The sequence below is a fragment of the Mastigocladopsis repens PCC 10914 genome (assembly GCF_000315565.1).
Lineage (GTDB): Bacteria > Cyanobacteriota > Cyanobacteriia > Cyanobacteriales > Nostocaceae > Mastigocladopsis > Mastigocladopsis repens.
In genome coordinates, this window is record NZ_JH992901.1 from 880362 (window position 1) to 898760 (window position 18399).

12 protein-coding genes and 1 pseudogene are annotated in these 18399 nt (G+C 44.8%); 4 read left to right on the forward strand and 9 right to left on the reverse strand.

The features are described 5' to 3' along the window. Window positions 1–16: 16 nt before the first annotated feature. From MAS10914_RS0106185 to MAS10914_RS0106200, 4 genes are all read right to left on the reverse strand, one after another. Window positions 17–982 (reverse strand): threo-3-hydroxy-L-aspartate ammonia-lyase, encoded by a 966-nt coding sequence (locus MAS10914_RS0106185; protein ID WP_017315039.1) that lies wholly within the window; start codon window positions 980–982, stop codon window positions 17–19. Then, the gene (locus MAS10914_RS0106190; protein WP_017315040.1) at window positions 969–1832 is read right to left on the reverse strand and encodes a GNAT family N-acetyltransferase; all 864 of its coding nucleotides are present in this window, start codon (window positions 1830–1832) and stop codon (window positions 969–971) included. Before MAS10914_RS0106190 ends, MAS10914_RS0106185 begins: the two co-directional genes overlap by 14 nt. A gap of 26 nt (window positions 1833–1858) precedes the next feature. Further along, window positions 1859–3064 (reverse strand): AAA family ATPase, encoded by a 1206-nt coding sequence (locus tag MAS10914_RS0106195; protein ID WP_017315041.1) that lies wholly within the window; start codon window positions 3062–3064, stop codon window positions 1859–1861. Between the two features lie 502 nt (window positions 3065–3566). Beyond that, entirely contained in the window at window positions 3567–6491 is a 2925-nt protein-coding gene (locus MAS10914_RS0106200; protein ID WP_017315042.1) for a cation-translocating P-type ATPase, read from the reverse strand. Window positions 6492–6781: 290 nt separating this feature from the next. Here MAS10914_RS0106200 and MAS10914_RS0106205 point away from each other — a divergent pair, with 290 nt between their 5' ends. Further along, the gene (locus tag MAS10914_RS0106205; RefSeq protein WP_017315043.1) at window positions 6782–8455 is read left to right on the forward strand and encodes a transglutaminase domain-containing protein; all 1674 of its coding nucleotides are present in this window, start codon (window positions 6782–6784) and stop codon (window positions 8453–8455) included. 89 nt (window positions 8456–8544) lie between these two features. On the opposite strand, the gene MAS10914_RS0106210 is transcribed toward MAS10914_RS0106205, so the two are convergent. After that, on the reverse strand, window positions 8545–10725 hold the full coding sequence (locus tag MAS10914_RS0106210) for a glycosyl hydrolase family 28-related protein (RefSeq protein ID WP_017315044.1): 2181 nt from the start codon (window positions 10723–10725) through the stop codon (window positions 8545–8547). A 145-nt stretch (window positions 10726–10870) separates the two neighbouring features. Then, window positions 10871–11698: a PD-(D/E)XK nuclease family protein gene (locus tag MAS10914_RS0106215; RefSeq protein WP_026082363.1), complete on the reverse strand. Its 828-nt coding sequence runs from the start codon at window positions 11696–11698 to the stop codon at window positions 10871–10873. A gap of 310 nt (window positions 11699–12008) precedes the next feature. Here MAS10914_RS0106215 and MAS10914_RS36605 point away from each other — a divergent pair. Beyond that, window positions 12009–12336: pseudogene (locus MAS10914_RS36605) on the forward strand (phosphoglucomutase/phosphomannomutase family protein); the annotation flags it as partial. A 66-nt stretch (window positions 12337–12402) separates the two neighbouring features. After that, window positions 12403–12678, forward strand: a complete 276-nt coding sequence (locus tag MAS10914_RS0106225; RefSeq protein WP_017315047.1) for a lipopolysaccharide assembly protein LapA domain-containing protein — start codon at window positions 12403–12405, stop codon at window positions 12676–12678. A 234-nt stretch (window positions 12679–12912) separates the two neighbouring features. Here the strand turns inward: MAS10914_RS0106225 and polA are convergent, their stop codons facing one another. Both polA and MAS10914_RS33470 read right to left on the reverse strand, forming a co-directional pair. Then, on the reverse strand, window positions 12913–15915 hold the full coding sequence (polA, locus tag MAS10914_RS0106230; protein ID WP_026082364.1) for a DNA polymerase I: 3003 nt from the start codon (window positions 15913–15915) through the stop codon (window positions 12913–12915). Between the two features lie 116 nt (window positions 15916–16031). Beyond that, complete coding sequence (locus tag MAS10914_RS33470) at window positions 16032–16175, reverse strand: PEP-CTERM sorting domain-containing protein (protein ID WP_017315049.1); 144 nt, start codon at window positions 16173–16175, stop codon at window positions 16032–16034. A 299-nt stretch (window positions 16176–16474) separates the two neighbouring features. Here MAS10914_RS33470 and MAS10914_RS0106240 point away from each other — a divergent pair, with 299 nt between their 5' ends. Then, on the forward strand, window positions 16475–17350 hold the full coding sequence (locus tag MAS10914_RS0106240; RefSeq protein WP_017315050.1) for a Cof-type HAD-IIB family hydrolase: 876 nt from the start codon (window positions 16475–16477) through the stop codon (window positions 17348–17350). 208 nt (window positions 17351–17558) lie between these two features. On the opposite strand, the gene MAS10914_RS0106245 is transcribed toward MAS10914_RS0106240, so the two are convergent. Next, window positions 17559–18254: a DALR anticodon-binding domain-containing protein gene (locus tag MAS10914_RS0106245; RefSeq protein ID WP_332248795.1), complete on the reverse strand. Its 696-nt coding sequence runs from the start codon at window positions 18252–18254 to the stop codon at window positions 17559–17561. Window positions 18255–18399 lie beyond the last annotated feature (145 nt).

Below are 18399 nucleotides of genomic sequence, written 5' to 3' on the forward strand. Positions count from 1 at the left end.
ATTAATATTTTAAAACTTATATAAACAATTTACCAACTTTCGCTACATCCACATTGCCACCGCTGATAATGACACCAACCCTAGCTCCTGGTGCCTTCACCACTCCTTCCAACAAAGCCGCAGCTGCTAACACTCCAGTGGGTTCAACAACAATTTTGAGACGTTCCCACAAAAAGAACATACTGCGAAGAATCGCGTCTTCAGATACCGTGACCATATCATCGACGTAATGTAGCACCAACGGGAAAGTAATTTTACCCAAATAAGGAGTACGCGCACCGTCAGCAATGGTATCGGGATTGTTTACAGTTTGCAGAGTTTTGGTGTGAAAGGAGCGTGTTGCATCGTCAGCAAGTGCTGGTTCTACTCCTATCACGCGACAGTTGGGTAAAACGGCTTTTGTCGCAATGGCACAACCAGAAAGTAATCCACCGCCACCGCAACAAACAAGCAGCAAATCTAGTTCACCAACTTCCTCAATAAGTTCTTTGGCAGTAGTCCCTTGTCCTGCCACAATGTGAGGATGGTCATAAGGAGGAATGATCACACTTCCTCGCTCTGTTAATAGAGTTTGGGCTAATTCTTCCCTATTGGTTTGCTGGCGATTATACAAAATCACCTCAGCGCCATACCCACGGGTTGCTGCTAGCTTGACGGCTGGGGCGTCGTCTGGCATGACAATAGTAGTAGGAATGTTGAGCAGTTGTCCGGCAAGTGCAATCGCTTGAGCATGATTTCCTGATGAAAAGGTCACAACACCTTTTTGCTTCTGTTCTTCAGCTAGCTGTGATAGTGCGTTGTATGCACCTCTAAACTTGAAAGAGCCAGTGCGTTGGAAATTTTCGCACTTGAAAAACACCTGGCTATTGGTGCGATCGCTGACAGTTCTTGAAGTCAGAACGGGAGTGCGGTGAGCAATACCAGCTAAACGCTTGGCGGCGGCTTCTACATCAGTGATGGTAACGGAATTATGCTGTGACATCAACGGCTGTGTTTTCGGTGAAAGAGTAATCAGACAAATCACCTACAGCTTGGTAACCAATCGCCTGGTAAATGTGATTTGAAGTTGGGTTTGCCAAATCAGTGAACAAAAAGCAGTATCGATATCCTTGATTGAGCAAGGTTTGGCTCAAAGCCGCTACGCAAGCACTGGCGTAGCCCTTTCTACGGTGTTCTGGTGGTGTGTAAACCAAACTAACCCTCGCACCGTTGGGCGTGACACCAACACGGCAAGCCATCGAGACAGGAACTTCATCCTCCCAAATGTAAGCAGTACTCCGCTGCAAATAGCGCTCTACCGTGCGTTCAACTCCTGGCTCAACATGACCCAAGGCTTCCAAGGCAAAGGCTTCAAACCAACAGATAAGAAGTTCTCGGTCACTCTCGGTAGCAATACGTAAGCAACCTGTAGCTTTGGGAATTGCTTGCACCTGCTCCAGTTGGAAAGCACACAGTACCATTTTTAGTTGGTAGGATTGACCAGTTAGGGAATGCCAAGCTTCTGCAAAGGCTTTTGCCTCAATGGTAGGGGCGTTGATTCCTGGTAATGACTCTTGGGTCAGGTGGAGGTCTTGGGCGATTGCCTCAATAGCCACAAAATCCTGTATCTTTGACAACAGCAAGTTTTGCAGAGGTGTTCTCATCACGACTGCAACGATATCTCCGTCTACTTCAACAGTTGCCAAGTAGGGCTTTTGGTCGAAGCGTTCGGGGTTATGAATCAAGGCGTTGCAAAGTCCAAGCAGCATGTTATGGAGTGCTTCATGATTCAGCAAGTAGTTTTTCACCCGCTGATAAAATTGGGTGGTATCCTCAAACCGATGGAGTTTCATCTCATACTCCTGAAGCTTCGCCGCCTTCAAACAAATCGCTGCGTAAACTCATACATTAAATCCACCCTACCTTTACGTAGCATTGCTGGGTCTAATCTTTCTGTGGTGTTACACGTCATCAACACAACCAACTGCTGCTGCATCTGAATACCAGACTCATCAATCACACTTTGGTATAAAGTGCCATCTAGCAAACTCAGAATGTGTTCGGTTTTGTTACTGTATTGCGCTACCTCAGAAGCACGATTTTGTGCTAAATTATCAGCTTCATTAATAATGATACAAATTTTTTCTAAGTATGATGGTGGGACAAAGTTGGCGATCGCATCATGATCCAAAATAAAAATGACATACCCTAATGGCGCCAGAATTTCTTTTGCGACTGCTTGCGTCCATGCAGTTTTACCCGTACCCGGTTCTCCATGTACTAAAACCGCTAACTGGTGCTGATTAAGAATTGCCTGCTGGACTGAGTCAGTAAAGCTTTGAATATCAGCAGGGAAACTCCGAATGGGAAATTGACTGTGAACTTTACCCACGCGACTTTGATATCCACTCAACATAATTGCTAAGTCGTATGTCGCTTTGTTGATGAGTGGAACTAGATTTTTTGCCATTAAAGTATACTGTCGTCGTCCCCTGTCAAAGGAGTCTATTTGTAGCCAAACGTCATGCTTAGACCAGTAAGAATAGACGGTGTTCACAACGTCCAAACGATCCCAGTTCACAAACTTTTCTACTGGTAGATAAAAGTCTCTTTCTAAATAATATTGAGTGATGATGTCAGGACGCCCCAATACATTCAAAACTCGTAACACAGTAATCTCTTGCAGACGATTAAGAACATAATCAATTGGAATACTGTTACGGCTGACAAATTGGACGATAGGCGTTTCTGTACTTAAAACGTCTTTGTAACGATGGTCTGGTGTCAGAGGATCGGGTGTAATGTAATTCCAAAATTTTTCTACTTCGTAGCGCGTATTATCAGATACGATATTTAATAAATTAGCCCACCAAGTATAATTATTCCGCCCCAAAATCTCAGCAATATTACTTGCTAAATTCAAACTTTTTTGTGTCAACTCCCGCGAATCGTTAGACAACAGTTGCCAAACAAATCCCCAGTCCAACTCTCTATGAAAGGGCCGCCAGCCACTTGCTAGTAAGCTTTGACGGTTACTATTGGCAGGAGTGCCTTCGTTGTTGTTTCTATAGTATTCAAAGTCCATATTGTCAGTTGTGCAGGGGTGGTGGAGTTATCCTCTCCCGATGTAGGAGAGTTGGCAAAAGTTTTATCGTAATATAAACTACTTGCGTGCAAGTTGCCACACTCATCGCCCATCACTTGAAAGGAAGCTTACCGTAGAGATGCTTAGGGCGGCTTCAAGGAATTGAGTGATGACACACTCTCTTTTTCGCTGGGAAGTATGCGATTCAGGAATGTGTTGAACCATACTTTGTTCTGTTTGTATTATTGTATAATACAAACTATTCAGATGTGCAATAGTTCTCGCAAAAAGTCCTGAGCCTGATAGAGTCATGAGCAATCAGTCCTGAGTAATGAGAATGAAAATAGGACTGCTATTTAGACTCAACACCTAGTACACAATTGCATAAATTCGTAGTAGATAAAAGTTTGTAGTAAGCGCTTACGCGCTTACTACGAGCCGCAATTGCATTCAGATGAAAGGGATTTTGCCTGAATTGTGGGTAATGAGAGTGGATTTGATATCAAATACTTTTTTTACCCATCAACCGTAAGAATAGTTTTTCCATTTCAATCCACACAAACATCAAGGCACTAAAGCCAAGGCAAATTCCCAACTCTGTAAGATTAAGCAAGTGAGTGCCAAAGAAAGCTCTCAGGGGTGGAACGTAGATTAGCATCAGCTGCAAAATCGTTGTCACAACAACAGCCCCCAGTACATAGGGATTTGAGAAGGGATTCACCTCGATAGTCAGTCGGGTATTCGAGCGAATGGCTATAGCATGACCCATTTGGGCGAGACATAGGGTAGTAAATACCATTGTCTTCCAAGCATCGCGATCGCCTTGATACCCAGCTGCATGGGTATGGTTATAAGCCCACCACATCAAGGCAATTGAGATAATGGCAAAGATAATGCCAATGCGAATCATATAAGAACCTAATCCCCTAGCAAAAATACTTTCACGGGGACTGAAGGGCGGACGTTTCATCACATCTGCTTCAGGAGGTTCCACAGCCAATGCCAGCGCTGGTAAACCGTCTGTGACCAAGTTCATCCAAAGAATTTGCAAGGGGCTAAGGGGAACCCCTCCTAAGCCAATTATGGGTGCAGCGGCAATCGTGATAACTTCGCCAATGTTACTACCAAGGATGTATTTGATAAAGCGGCGGATGTTGGTAAACACAACTCTACCTTCCTTTGTAGCGGTGACAATGGTGGCAAAGTTGTCGTCAAGTAACACCATGTCGCTGGCTTCCTTGCTCACGTCGGTGCCAGTGATACCCATCGCAATACCGATGTCAGCTTGTTTGAGGGCTGGCGCATCGTTGACGCCATCGCCTGTCATGGCGACAAATCTACCTCGGCGTTGCAGTGCTTGGACAATTCGCAGTTTATGTTCGGGAGCAACCCTAGCGTAGATGCTGACCAAGTCAACCTGTTGCTCTAGGTCAGAGTCGCTCATCCGCTGCAATTCTTGACCGATGAGGACACGGTCATCCTCTTGAGCAATACCCAAATCGGTAGCAATGGCTCGTGCTGTGAGTTGGTGGTCACCAGTAATCATCACTGGTCGGATTCCCGCGTCCCGACATTCTTGCACTGCTGCTCTCACTTCTGGGCGGGGAGCATCCAGCATTCCCACCAATCCCAGCCACACCAACCCTTGCTCGGATGTCTCATCTGACCCTTCCGGCGGGATTTCGCTCAGGGGTTTGTAGGCAAAACCCAGTACCCGCAAACCTTTACTCGCCATTCTTTCATTTTCGGCTAGAATTTGACGGCGTTGTTCATCGTTCAAGGGGACTGAGCTAGTGCCCACATAAACGTGGGTGCAACGTTCCAAAGTTAACTCTGGTGAGCCTTTGGTGAACATCAAGTATCTTTCAGATTGCAGCAAGTTGCTGAGGACAGGATCAATCGATGTCAATGGCGATCCGCCTGTCTTTACTTCCTCAACCTGACAAATCACGCTCATTCGCTTGCGTTCCGAAGAGAAGGGGAACTCGGCAACACGGGGGAGTTTACTGTTCCACTGGTCTTTTTCTATTCCTCCTTTCGCCGCCAGTGTCACCAAAGCGCCCTCTGTTGGGTCGCCCAAAATCCTCCATTCTCCTTTTTCCTGTTGCAGAATCGAATCATTACACAAGGCACAGGCAACTAATAATACCTGGAGTTCTGGATTCGCTTGCGGGTCAACTTTTTGACCTTGAAGTTGAAACTCTCCTGTCGGGGTGTAACCAGAACCTGTAACGCTGAACGAGTGGTTATTAGGACTTTGTAGAGATTGCTGTGTAGCTTTGGCATCCGGAAAGTTTGAATTTCCATTCTGGTTTGAAACACTCGTATAAACTGATTGCACGACCATCTTGTTCTGAGTTAAAGTGCCTGTTTTATCAGAACAAATGGTGGTGACAGAACCTAAGGTTTCCACTGCTGGGAGTTTGCGAATCAAAGCATTCTGGCGTACCATCCGCTGGGTTCCTAATGCCAGAGTCACGGTAATGACTGCGGGTAAGCCTTCTGGCACCACAGCTACCGCCATACTTAGGGAAACCTCCAACAGTTCTTGTAAATTACCGCCACGGAGAAGACCGCCCACAACGACAATTGCAACCAGTATCAAAGAACCCGTTACCAGGACGTTACCGAGTTGGGTCATCCGCTGTTGCAAGGGGGTCGGTTCACTTTCTACCGCCTGCAACATGGAGGCAATTTTGCCAAGTTCTGTTTGCATACCAGTATTGGTCACCAGAATCTTGGCCCGTCCTTGGACGATTTCAGTTCCTTGAAATACCAAATTAATGCGATCGCCCAATGAGGTTTCTTCAGGCAATGTCAGTTTTGCCCGTTTGTTAACTGCTTCGGCTTCACCAGTCAGTGCCGATTCTCTCACTTGCAGGTTAGACTCTTCTATTAGGCGTCCGTCTGCGGCGAGCTGCACCCCAGCTTCCACCAGCATTACATCTCCTGGCACTAGATCCTTGGCTACTACCTCCACTGGTTTGCCGTCGCGAATGACGCGCACATTGGGCGAGGAGAGTTTTTTCAGGGCTGCCAATGCTTTTTCCGCACGGCTTTCTTGGACATAACCGAGTATGCCGTTGAGGACAACAATCGCTAAAATGGCGATTGTATCTTTGAAGGGCACCTCGCCAGGTTTCAAGTCGCCTTGTTGCCAAGATATCAGGTCTAAAACCCCTGAAATTATGGCTACGGCAATCAGCATCAACAACATAATGTTCTTGAACTGATCCACCAGAATTTCCAAGGCACTGCGTCCAGCAGTTTCTTCTAGTTCGTTGGGACCATATTCTTGCAACCGCTGTTGTACTTCTTGAGGCGTTAAGCCAGTGTCTGCGTTTGTGTTGAGCAGTTCTAATGATTTATCTACTTCCAAACTATGCCAAACAGCGGCGGCTTTTTCAGGTAGAGAATGAGCAGACATCGTGTAGGTCACAGGGAATGGTTACAAAATTCGATCATAATTTAGCAATGGCTGGAAAACCATCAATATAAAGTTACATTAGGTTGAGCGCCCAGCTGTACAGGACAGGTGTTATTCTTAACGCTTCCCAGTTTTTTCCTTCGGCTAACATAGGTGTTCTTACGACTTAAGAAGAATTTCATCACACAAAATATTGATAATGATGAGTAATAGAAGTCGGGAACTTTGTCACACAAGACCTTCCACATTCGATTCTAGGCGTGCTACACCGTTGACCAAATCAGTTTAATATGACTTTTGCACTCCCCAGTTTTCCATCCACTAGCAAAATGTTTGGGAAAAGGACAATTCGACCCCTTGGTGCTGCCGCCCTCTGTGGCATTGCCTTCATCAAAGATACACTCATCGCTATTGATACAGCCAAAGGGCATCTGCTGCAAATTGACCCTGACTCTGACAACACCAAAATTCTCAATCCTCATCAAGTTAGAGAATTTATGGATGTTAGGGGTCTTGCGGTCTGGGAAGATACTCTTTGGGTCACTCGGGGTAATAATGTTTATTTATGCAAGCTGGGTTCGTTTGGTTTGGAACATTTTGTCACCTTGCCTTATCCGGCTGATGGCATTGCTGTTTGGGATTCAACTGTCTATGTCAGTTGCCAAAAGCTGGGAGACATTCTGATTTTTGATCGCGATACACGAAGACAAATTACTAAGTTTTATGCACCTGGGGTTGGGGTGGAAAATTTGGTAGTAGACGAGGAAACCCTTTGGGTGAGCGACACATTGGAACAAACTGTCTACTGCATCGACAGGGGTACTGGGGAAGTTCAATTCAGCGTGCTGACGCCGTTTGATTCTCCCACGGGGATAACAATACACAAAGATGGTGAGACGGGCACAAAAACTCTCTACGTTGCCTACGCCTCTGAAGAACCGTATGTCCGAGATAATCCCAATGCTGACCCAAGTCATGAACTATCGTACCGCGATCGCACCTTTATTCATCCGCTAAATTACCATTACAATCCAGATAAACGCTATGCTCTCTCTAATGGCTATCTCGTTGAGATGTCTTATATGGAGGAAATTTCGCCCTTAGAAGAGGTTTATTTACCAGATGTAGAATGGCGCATCGCCTTGCCATCGGAAACTGCTCGCCAAAAGGTCAAACACGTTGAACCTATTGGTCTGCCTTTTACAGAAGAAGTGATAGAAGGGCAACGTGTGGCTGTGTTCAAATTTGATGCCCTCACTCCTGGCGAACGGCATATTTTTGGCTGGAAAGCAGTTTTGGAAGTCCGGGGAATTAAGTATCGTATTACACCGAGTGATGTAGAAAATATATCCGAACTCTCACCAGAATTTCAAGGTCGCTATCTGGTGGATGATGATGATTTGGCAATGGATACCACCATTGTCCGCCGCGCTGCTCGTGAAGCCATTGGGACTGAAACCAATCTCCTGCGGAAAATGTATGGTATTCGTAACTACGTTTACGATGAGTTGTCCTACGGCATTAAACCTCATATTGACACGCCAGATGTTGTTTTAGAACGAGGAGTTGGTTCCTGTGGCGAGTATGTAGGCGTTTTGCTTGCTCTATGCCGTTTAAATGACATCCCCTGTCGTACCGTAGGTCGCTACAAATGTCCCCCTTATGCCGAATACCAGCAAGTCCCTCTGCAACCGGACTTTAATCATGTTTGGTTGGAGTTCTACATACCTGGTTTTGGTTGGTTGCCAATGGAATCCAATCCTGATGATATCGGCAACGGTGGACCTTATCCTACACGGTTTTTTATGGGCTTATGCTGGTATCACATTGAAATTGGCAAAGGAATTTCCTTTGAAACCTTGACGAGTAAGGGTCTACGGCTCACAAAAGAAGATATCTCGATTGGGGAGTTAGCAATTAATCACATCCGGTTTATGATCCTCCAAGAATTACCGCCACTTTGAAAGATGGGTTGTAGGGGAAAAGGGGAAGGATAAGAATTCACAATATCCCTCACACCCTTACACTCGTACATCCTAATCAAAGGTTTTGATTAAAATCCCGAGAATAGCGTTACCGGATGCGGGAGTTCGCTACTCATCTTCTTGCGTGTCTCTCCGTTGCGCGTTTCCTGCACTTGAATGTCATAGTTGTAGCTAGAATCGTAGGCGATTTGCCGATAGATGAGCGAAGTCTTTGAGTTCTTGCTAATAAAGGCTGGTTTCAGCTTTTCTTCAGCGGAGAATTGTCGCGCTGGCACAATCACTCCTCCCAGCACCTCAGTGTTTGCTCCCTTCTTCGCCTTGATAACAGTCCCGGTACCTTCGGTCTTGAGTCCTAAAACCCAGAAAGTGCCTCCGATATTGGTGATTTTGGCACCGCCACCGTATTCGTTATTAAGCTGTCGTGCCCAAACCTTCTGATTAGGTTGAATTTTTAAGGGTTCAATATTGACATCCTCAAGGAACAATTCACCTGCATCAGCAGTCGAAGTGTAGTTGTAGAAGCCATCCTTGAGCGCTAACGGTCGTGATGAATCGTGCTCCACTTTCGCGCCATAGCCAATTCCTTCAATAATCAGTGGAGCATCTGAACTATTCCCCTCGACCTTAAACTTAAGGCCACCGCCATTGATGCCACCGGACTCCCCATCGACTACTGATGAAAACCCAATGATGCGTCTAACGCTTGCAGGAACCGTGAGCTCAGTTTCGTTGTAAGAGAAGTATTTACCGAAGTCGAGGTAAATTGTAGACTTGCCCGAGTTGAGCACCGACTGCAACTGGTTTATATCCTTGGCTCCAGTGTCAAGAGTTCCAAGTTCTAGGCGTCCCCAGTTAGCCATATTGTTGTCGTGGTACTCTGGAGTTTCCTTAATAGGCAACTTGAGAGACTGTTTAGGACCGTCGAACAACTGGTAAACATTAGTAGCGTACTCAGTCTGCGATGTGCCAGGAACTATCTTGCCGTTGTACTTAATCACTGATTGGTAGCCACTAGTCGTGACATCGCGTACGTAGACTTCGCCTGCTGTATCAATTGCACTAACATCAGATGCTCCCCCCTGCAAGTCGGCATCCAGTAAGGTAACCATACCAGCCCAGCTCGTTCCCTTAATCACTGGTACGCTGTTGGTACTGTTTAATCCACGAATCGCTAGCGAGCCGTCGACGTTCCTAATACCAGCTACCCCCTGGTTCTTTAGAGTGATGTTCTCGAAAGTCGGACCATACTCGCTAGATGAGACCCGAATCCCATAATCAAAGCCGTCAATCTCGACATTCTTAATTAAACACGGACCAGGCCATTGCCGATCCATTGCAAGACCTGCAAAACCCTTGCCGTCTGCGGATTTAATTGTCACATCACGCATCGCGCCCACGTTGTTGGCAATGTAGTCAATGCCAATGGCACCAGGGTTGTTATATCCAGTGTTGACGCTCATGTTGAAGATGTTCTGGCGGAAAGACGTGTTGCCATCCGGGGTTTTAATGACTGCCTTGGGGTTAGCAGGGTCGTCAAAGCCAGATGCACTATCCCTAAGCCGGATGACGGTCGCACCACTGCCCTGACCTTGGAGGGTCACGCTGCTGCCGATCCAATTGAGTGTATTACTCACATCATAGGTGCCGGCTGGGAAGTAAAGTGCTTTGGGGCGACCAAAGTAATCATCGTATATGGAGTTGCCGTTAGCATCACGCCGCTGATCGTCAAGCGCTTTTTGGATAGCAGCAGTATCGTCTATACCATCGTTAGGCTTTGCCCCGTAGTCCTCGATGCTTTTCATGTACCCTGTGGGAAAAGTCATCAGGTCAGCGCTTTGTGATGTTGAGGCTGATGCGATAGTTTGAGATTGAGATGGCTCTTGTGTCACAGAAGCGGTGCTGGCGAGCAAAGAGTCATTCAAATCACCGACTGGTCTATTGTTATCGCCAACTATGCTATCGATGCTGTTGGATTGAGTTGATAGAGCAATAGTTTGAACCAGACCCTGATTCCTATTGGACACCCTACTAAGACCTATTTGGTCTATAGATGAGCTTACGGGCGAATTAAGGTTGCTCGTGTTGCTCGTATCCATTAGTCTATCGGTGATATTAGCAAAACTGGTAGATGCTCCCTTCTGAATGCGCGCATAATCTTTCAGGTTTGTTCCCCCATCAAGTCCAACAAGGGCTGTGGAGTTTGAGGCTTGGGGAGAAAATTGCTGCAACGCTTCAGAAGAAGTCACCATAGAATCCCCTTTCCTTATCTTGTGATGTGATGTTCCTGGTATCAGATACTACGCTGATAAATACCAAACGTCAAGATTTGGTAAAAATTTTCTTGTTGTTTATAATTTTTTTAGCCAGGTTATATTGTTCTGTCATTCTCTGCTGTTAATGTGGTGGTAAAGCTTTAAAAGCAGAAAATTCGCAGATTGAGTTAAATGGACAAAATCGGCAGTGAGAACCTGGATTTGGTGGAAAAATTTCGCTGAAGTCACTGTTTTTTTCCTGATATTTTTGCAAATCCAACTGGTGCTTTCTGGCAATTTCAGCCAACTCACCTTCTATTGAATCTAATTCGCTTTTAGTAACGCTAATTATCTCGGATTTTTTCCGAAATTCCAAATTATAAAATGAAGCGATCGCTTGATGTCTAGGATAAAGATAGCGAGCGGCAAGCAAATAAACTAATGCCTGTCGTCGGTCGAAAGCAGATTTACCAGTTTTAAAATCTACAATATGCAACGTGCTATCGGACTCAATAAATACACAGTCCATAGCTGCATAGAGGCGAAAGCTATAATGTTGCTGTGAAATCAAAATCGGCTTGGGGAAACCTTCATCGCCACGAGTTAACAGGATAATGTGTTTGTCTAAAAGCAAGGGAGCATCGTGATATTTTTTCAAAATTTGCAGTACGCGCTGCTTAACTTCATCAGTTGATTTGCTTAATTTCAAAAGCTGTCCAACTTTTTCTACGCCGTCGGATTGGTTCAACAAATGGATATGGTGATGAAATTCATAAACGCCTTTTTGCGCCAGTAAACCAATGCGCTGCGATGCTGTCGCTTTTGCCAAAAGCGCTTTGATTTGTGGTTCGTGTTGTCGTGCTTTAACAAAACCCCTTCTCATCTGGCAATGCCAACGTTGTTGCCATACAGATGGCGCAACTAAAGACCAAAGGTGGTAACTGGCGAAGGGCTGCTCAGAGGTTGACATTGTTCAGAATCGGTGAGAGAAAATACGATGGGGAAAAGTTGTGGCTACACTCTATTTCCAGAAAGCTTCTTGCTTGTAGTATTGAGAATAGATGAGGGAAATTAGCAAAAATGGGCTTCAGTAGCAATTCCGCTAAGAGAAAATTTGCTACCGACGGCTACTGACGGACGGCGAACGATCATTGCCGATGACTTCACTTTCCCCAAGTTGTGAAAAGTGAAATGAGCGAACGCCTTTTGGGTGGCTCCCTCATCCGAGCATCGCCGATGGGACACGCTCTCGCCTAATCGCCCCTAAGGACGCTGCGTTGCGCGCACTCGCCAGTCACGTTGAAACAGCCTATACAAAAGACCAACCTGTTCTCGTTGTCTACGATACTGACTTTCTAGCTCTTGCGGTTTGCCCATACAGTAGTCTAAGACCTAACCAACTTAGGTTGGACGGGGTAAAAATTACCGACCGAAATTGCCCCACACCAGTCATTGCTGACAATGCTCGTCACCTAAATTCAGTTGGGACGCTGATGTTCACCGCAAGCCACTATCGAGCACTATCGAGCACTATATCGTGGGATGAAAGATATTCCTACCTATGCTGGTTCAGCCACTCCAGGAATTACTGATACTATTGTGGCAAATTACTGAAGGTGCATTAGATGCACAATCTTATCCACAAACTGCTTTGTGTCTTTGTGTAAAACTGCCATGAAAACTCTTGCTAATCTGCTGATATCGATAGTTGTGGCTTTATGGGTGGTGGGAATAGCCATCCTCTCAGTACAAAACGCTGAACCCGTCTCTTTGAGATTTCTGACTTTTGAGTCCATTCAAATCCCAGTCGGTTTAGTGCTAGCTTTCAGTGCTGGCGTGGGGATAATTGGCATAGCAATACTACAACCCCTCTGGGGTGTTGCTGGTTCTAGGCAAAGTTATCCTGAATCAGAAGACGACACCGAATTTTTTGTGGATGAGGAGTTTTAAGGGTAAGTTTTTTCAGAATTATTTATTATTTTGGATGAAATTGTAAAAATTATTTATATTTTGTTGCTCAAAAAGAATTTACTAACACTTAAGTACAACTCGTCATTAATGGAGGTCGGAAATCAAAATGTTAACAACTCTCAATAATAATTCATCCCTCAGGCAAATTCCGAACCCCCTCTTATGGTGACGTGTACTAAGAAAGTAGAAAAGGCAAATTTGACTATCGCTTGCCTACTTCGTCTCCATCCAATTCTCCCCTACACGCACATCCACGACTAACGGTACACTTAGCGATACCGCACTTTCCATGACCGACTTAATTTGCGGTTGTAATTCTTCCCATTCATTTGGTGGGACTTCAAATACTAATTCATCGTGTACCTGTAACAAAAGACGCGTTTGGTAACTGTGCAAAACTTCATGCAGCTTTACCATTGCGATTTTAATGATATCAGCGCTGGAACCTTGAATTGGTGCATTGGCAGCAGCACGCAACAACCCAGCATCGTAAGCACCTAAATTACCAAGTTTTTTCAGGTTAATATCTTCGAGTTTGTTGCCTTTGTACTTGCGTATGTTATTGCTGGTAAACTCGAAATAACGACGACGCCCTAAAATTGTTTCTACATAACCTTGGGCGATCGCTTGCTTTTTGACTCCCTCTAAATATTCAAACACTTTGGGATAGCGGTTATTAAATCGCTTAATAAACTCATCAGCGTCGGTTTTATCCACACCAGTTGAACGCGAAAACCTCACAGAACCCATTCCATAAATGACACCAAAGTTGATGGTTTTTGCTAATCGTCGCTCGTCTGAAGTCACATCTTCTTTTTCAAAAATCAGCCGCGCTGTTACAGTATGAATATCCTCATTGTTTTGGTACGCTTCCACCAAGACAGGTTCTTGACTCAAATGAGCTAAAATCCGCAACTCAATTTGTGAATAATCAGCAGCTACCATCAACCAGCCTAATTCTGGCACAAATGCTTTACGAATCAGACGGCTAAAAGCAGTACGAATGGGGATATTTTGCAAATTCGGATTAGAAGAAGACAACCTGCCTGTAGATGTCACCGTTTGATTAAAATTGGTATGCACTCGCTGAGTGTCTGGACGTACCAATGTCGGTAAAGAATCCACATAAGTGGACTTCAATTTCGATAAAGTACGATATTCGATGATGGCATCAATAATGCCACTTGTATCGACTTCTCGCAGTTTCTCCAGTGTTGCAGCATCTGTAGAATAACCCGTTTGAATTTTACGGGAATGTTTAGTGCTTAACTTTAATTTTTCAAACAATATCTGACTCAATTGTTTAGGAGAACCCAAGTTAAATTTTTCTCCAGCAATATCATAAACTTTCTGTTCAAACTTGGCTAAATCTGTTTCTAACTGCTGCGAAAGTTCTTGCAAATAAGCTGTATCAATGTGGACACCTGTATATTCCATTTCCGCTAAAACTGGTTCTAGCGGCTGTTCCACTTCTACCAGTAGCTTTTGTAGAGACGCGCCATGGCGCGTCTCTACATGGCGCGTCTCTACATGATTAATTTGGCGCGTCTGGACATCAATTTTGTCCAGTTCCTCGCGCAATTTTGACACCAGTTGGAATGTGACATAAACATCCATACCGCAGTAATCTGCGACGCTGGAAATGTCCAAATCGGCGATAGTTTTCCCTTTTGGAACTAAATCGGTATAACTTTTCGCCGTTAAACCCAAGTGACGCAGAGCCAATTCACTTAAATTATGATTACTATCTGGGTTTAAGATGTAACTTGCCAGCATGGGGTCAAATACGACTCCCGCCAGCTTAATTCCTTGAAACCTTAGAACTAAGCGGTCAAACTTAGCATTTTGCAAAGCCTTGGGATAATCAGCACTCTCTAAAATTGGGCGTAGTGCTTGTAGCGCAACGTCTTTATCTAGATTGTCCCCAACTTTGTGACCAATGGGTATGTAAGCTACTTCGTCTGGTTCTGTTCCCCAGCAACAACCAATTCCCACTAATTCAGCGTCTCGTGGTTCTAAATCGCTGGTTTCGGTGTCCCAAGCAACGGGTGTCTCTGGGTTGGTAAATTTTTGCAGCACCTTCACCAAGTTCGTGAGTTTAGCTGGAGTATCAATGATGCGTGGTTTAATGACAGATGCAGTAGGTTGCTGTTGATCTGCTGTATCAGCCGCACTGAAAAACCACAAGTCATCACTCTCAAAAGTGCTGAATGGTTCCGGTGTTTCTGCGTCTAATTTTTCCTCAACTGTTCCGCCAAAGCGTTGTTGGAGGTCGTTAATTTTGCCTAAAAAAGATTTGAATTCTAGCTTTTCTAAAATGGGTGTGATAACGCTGGTATCAAAGCCTTGGAGAATGCAATTTTCCAAATCAACTTGTAAGGGAACATCAAGGACGATTGCGGCTAAGTAACGAGATTTTTCAGCATCCTGTTTCCCAGATTCTAGCTTTTTCTGAGTTGCTCCTTTAATTTCACCTAATGCGTCGTAAATTTGGTTAAGGGAACCATAGGTGTTCAGCAACTGCACGGCTGTTTTTTCGCCAATTCCCCTGACACCAGGAATATTATCTGATTTATCGCCACAAAGAGCTTTGAAATCAACGACTTGGGATGGTGTCACACCAAGTTTTTCTTTAACTTGTTCTGGACCAAATTCGGTAACATTTGCTCTGGAACCCTTCAGCGCGTCTGGACTAAGATATAGAACGCTGATTTCTTTTTCGGGGTCGATAAGTTGAAACAAATCGCGATCGCCTGTGAGAATTTTGACTTTATATCCAGCAGCCGTCGCTGTTTGTGCTAAAGTTCCCAAGACATCATCTGCTTCGTAACCAGCAGCAGTGACAATTTTCAGATTCAAAGCATCCAGCAACTCTTGCAAATTTTTCAGATCAGGAACAAAGTCTTCTGGTGTCCCTGGACGGTCTGCTTTATAAGTATCGTCTGCTTCGTGGCGGAAGGTTGGCAAACCCAAATCAAAGGCGATCGCCATTGCTTGTGGCTGTTGGCTTGCCATAACCTCTAATAAGGATTTAAGAAAGCCAAAACATACACTTGTAGGAATCCCCGTCTTTGTCCGCAGTCCGCCGTCTCTTCCTTTTGCAAAGGCGAAGTACGAACGAAAGGCGAGGGAGTGCCCATCTACTACGATGAATGTGGGGCGTGTTGTCGTCAAGGAATCGGAAGCCAACTGGTTTGTAGGTATTGTTTGGGACATAAACCTATTCTAGCCAGCGACTTCCACTCCGAATCTAAGCTGTAGAGAGAATTAAGCTGTAAACAGTTACCAGTTATCAGTTACCAGTTATCAATTGACAGTTTTTTGGTCACTGTTCACTGGTCAGTGGTCACTGTTTCCTTATCTTGGTTTTGGCGACGGCGACGCAGCACTAGACCAACTGCTCCCACACTCATAAGAGCGATTGCACTTGCAGGTTCTGGAATAGTAGCTATGTTGTCTTTACCAAAATCAATCAAGAAAACGACGTCGTTGAAGTCGCGATCAGCTACTTGATAGAATGATATAAATTTTTTATCTAATAGTTCTACAGAATTTGCGAGTAAGTAGGAGGTCGTAGGTCAATACTTCTCGCTTAATAGTAGCCGTCACCCGCAGGTGGTGGGGAGTTTACGGGCACACAAACCAAGCCACCCGGGAACAGGCAAGCGTCCCTGTAGCCTCTGTGGGCATATTTTATAAATATTGGTTTTCCCACTCTCTACAGACTGATAGCCTGTTAATCTCTTACTGGGACTTCAATAATCACTCATCAGTTATGCATAAAGTGTCAACCACTGAATTGGCATCACCTGGTATTAAGGGTGTATCTACTTTTGATATTCAACTGCTAGTTGTAGATATCGATGGCACAATCGCAGGAGAATCTAACAGCATCAGCACAGCTGTGAAGCAGGCAATTGTTGCGGCGCGTTCCCGGGGTGTTCAGGTGGCGATCGCCACTGGTAGAATGTATCGTTCAGCTTTGCGTTTTCATCAAGAAATTGGCTCTAGCTTACCATTGTTAGCCTACCAGGGAGCTTGGATTCAAGACCCAGCTACCCAAAAAATTCATCGCCATTTGCCTGTGTCTAGAGAAATGGCACACAAGCTTCTAGAATATTTTGAACAACCCGAACTGCGACCTCTGTTATCCGTTCACTTCTACATTAATGACCAGCTCTACGTGCGCGAGATAACAAGGGAAACTGAACTTTACGCAGAACGTTCTGGAATTACCCCGATTGCTGTGGGAGACTTACGCCAAGTCACCAGCAACGAACCGACAAAAGTTTTGGCTTTGTGCGACGACACAGATCTCATTGAACAGTTACTAGGAAATTTACGCCGCCAATACACCCCAGCTGAACTGTATCTCACCACATCTGTTGCCACATTCTTTGAAGCGACTCACCCTTTTGTCAATAAAGGTGCCTCTGTTCGTTACCTTGCCGAAGAACTACTGGGACTGCAAGGAGGGAACGTCATGACCATTGGCGATAATTTTAACGATGTGGAAATGTTACAGTATGCTGGTATTGGTGTAGCTATGGGTAATGCACCAGCAGCAGTGCAAGCGATCGCTCAGTGGGTAGCTCCTGACGTTGAGCAAGACGGAGCCGCTGTGGCTATTGAAAAATTTTTGCTGTCTTGAATGGTTAGTGGTTCTTTTTAAGAACCAACAAATTGACAGATGTGCGATGCCACGTCTCTACTAACAACCTACAAAATCAGAAAGAGCACCGACGACTGGCCGTGTTTCGTCTCGGTGCTCTTGCTGGTTCGCTCCTCACACATTTGATACTATACTTTAGTAGATTGGACGAGTCAATAGTTTTTAAAAAACTTTATTTTTTTATTGTTTATACTTCATATAAAGCAAAAATACCTAATTTTTCTTCCAACAGGAACTTCAGCACAGACTGTGTAGCTAAGACCAATCCTATTCTGGCTTGAGCTAGTTCTGGTGAGGCAGTTTTCACATCGCTAAAAATACGGCATTTACACCAGAAAGTTTCAAAGGCTCGACTTAAATCCAACGCAGCTTTTTCCCAGTTAACTGAGCGACCAGAATCAGGACACTCTAGCCTGTCTACCGCTCGTACTAACTCGTTAATTAGCTTATAGGAAGCTGGGTGATTGAAGTGCAGTTTTTCATCGCTGTTGAGCCAAGGAATAGGATTGGGGGTAAGAATGCCTAGTAAATGCCCCTGCTTGGAACTCTCAGTATCATTCTGTTGAATCAATCGCTCTTGAATAGCCAGCCGCACCAGTGAGCAGCAGCGTGCATGAGCGTATTGAACGGTAAACAAGGAAGACGAAGGGGTGGAGGGGGATGAGGAAGTCATTTCTCCCCCAGCTTCCCCTACTCCCCCCAGTCCCCCAACAGCGACACCTTGCAACCAAGCAGCCAACAGCGGGTGAGTTACTTCCAAATGAATCCAGCCAGGGGAAACGACTTGAATTTTGAACTCTTTGTCATAGTTTGCTGATATATGAGAAACAATCTCATGGGCTATGTCTATAGGGGGAAATTTCTCAGATTTTGACAGCCCCAAAGCTATACCTGAAATATAAATAATTTTAATATCATCTCTACCTTGTGATAGAGGAATATTTATGTTTCTTGTGCATACTCTCTCTTGCTCTCTAGTATAAATACTTATAATTGTCAGCAATCTGCTGTATACTAACTGCTTAATT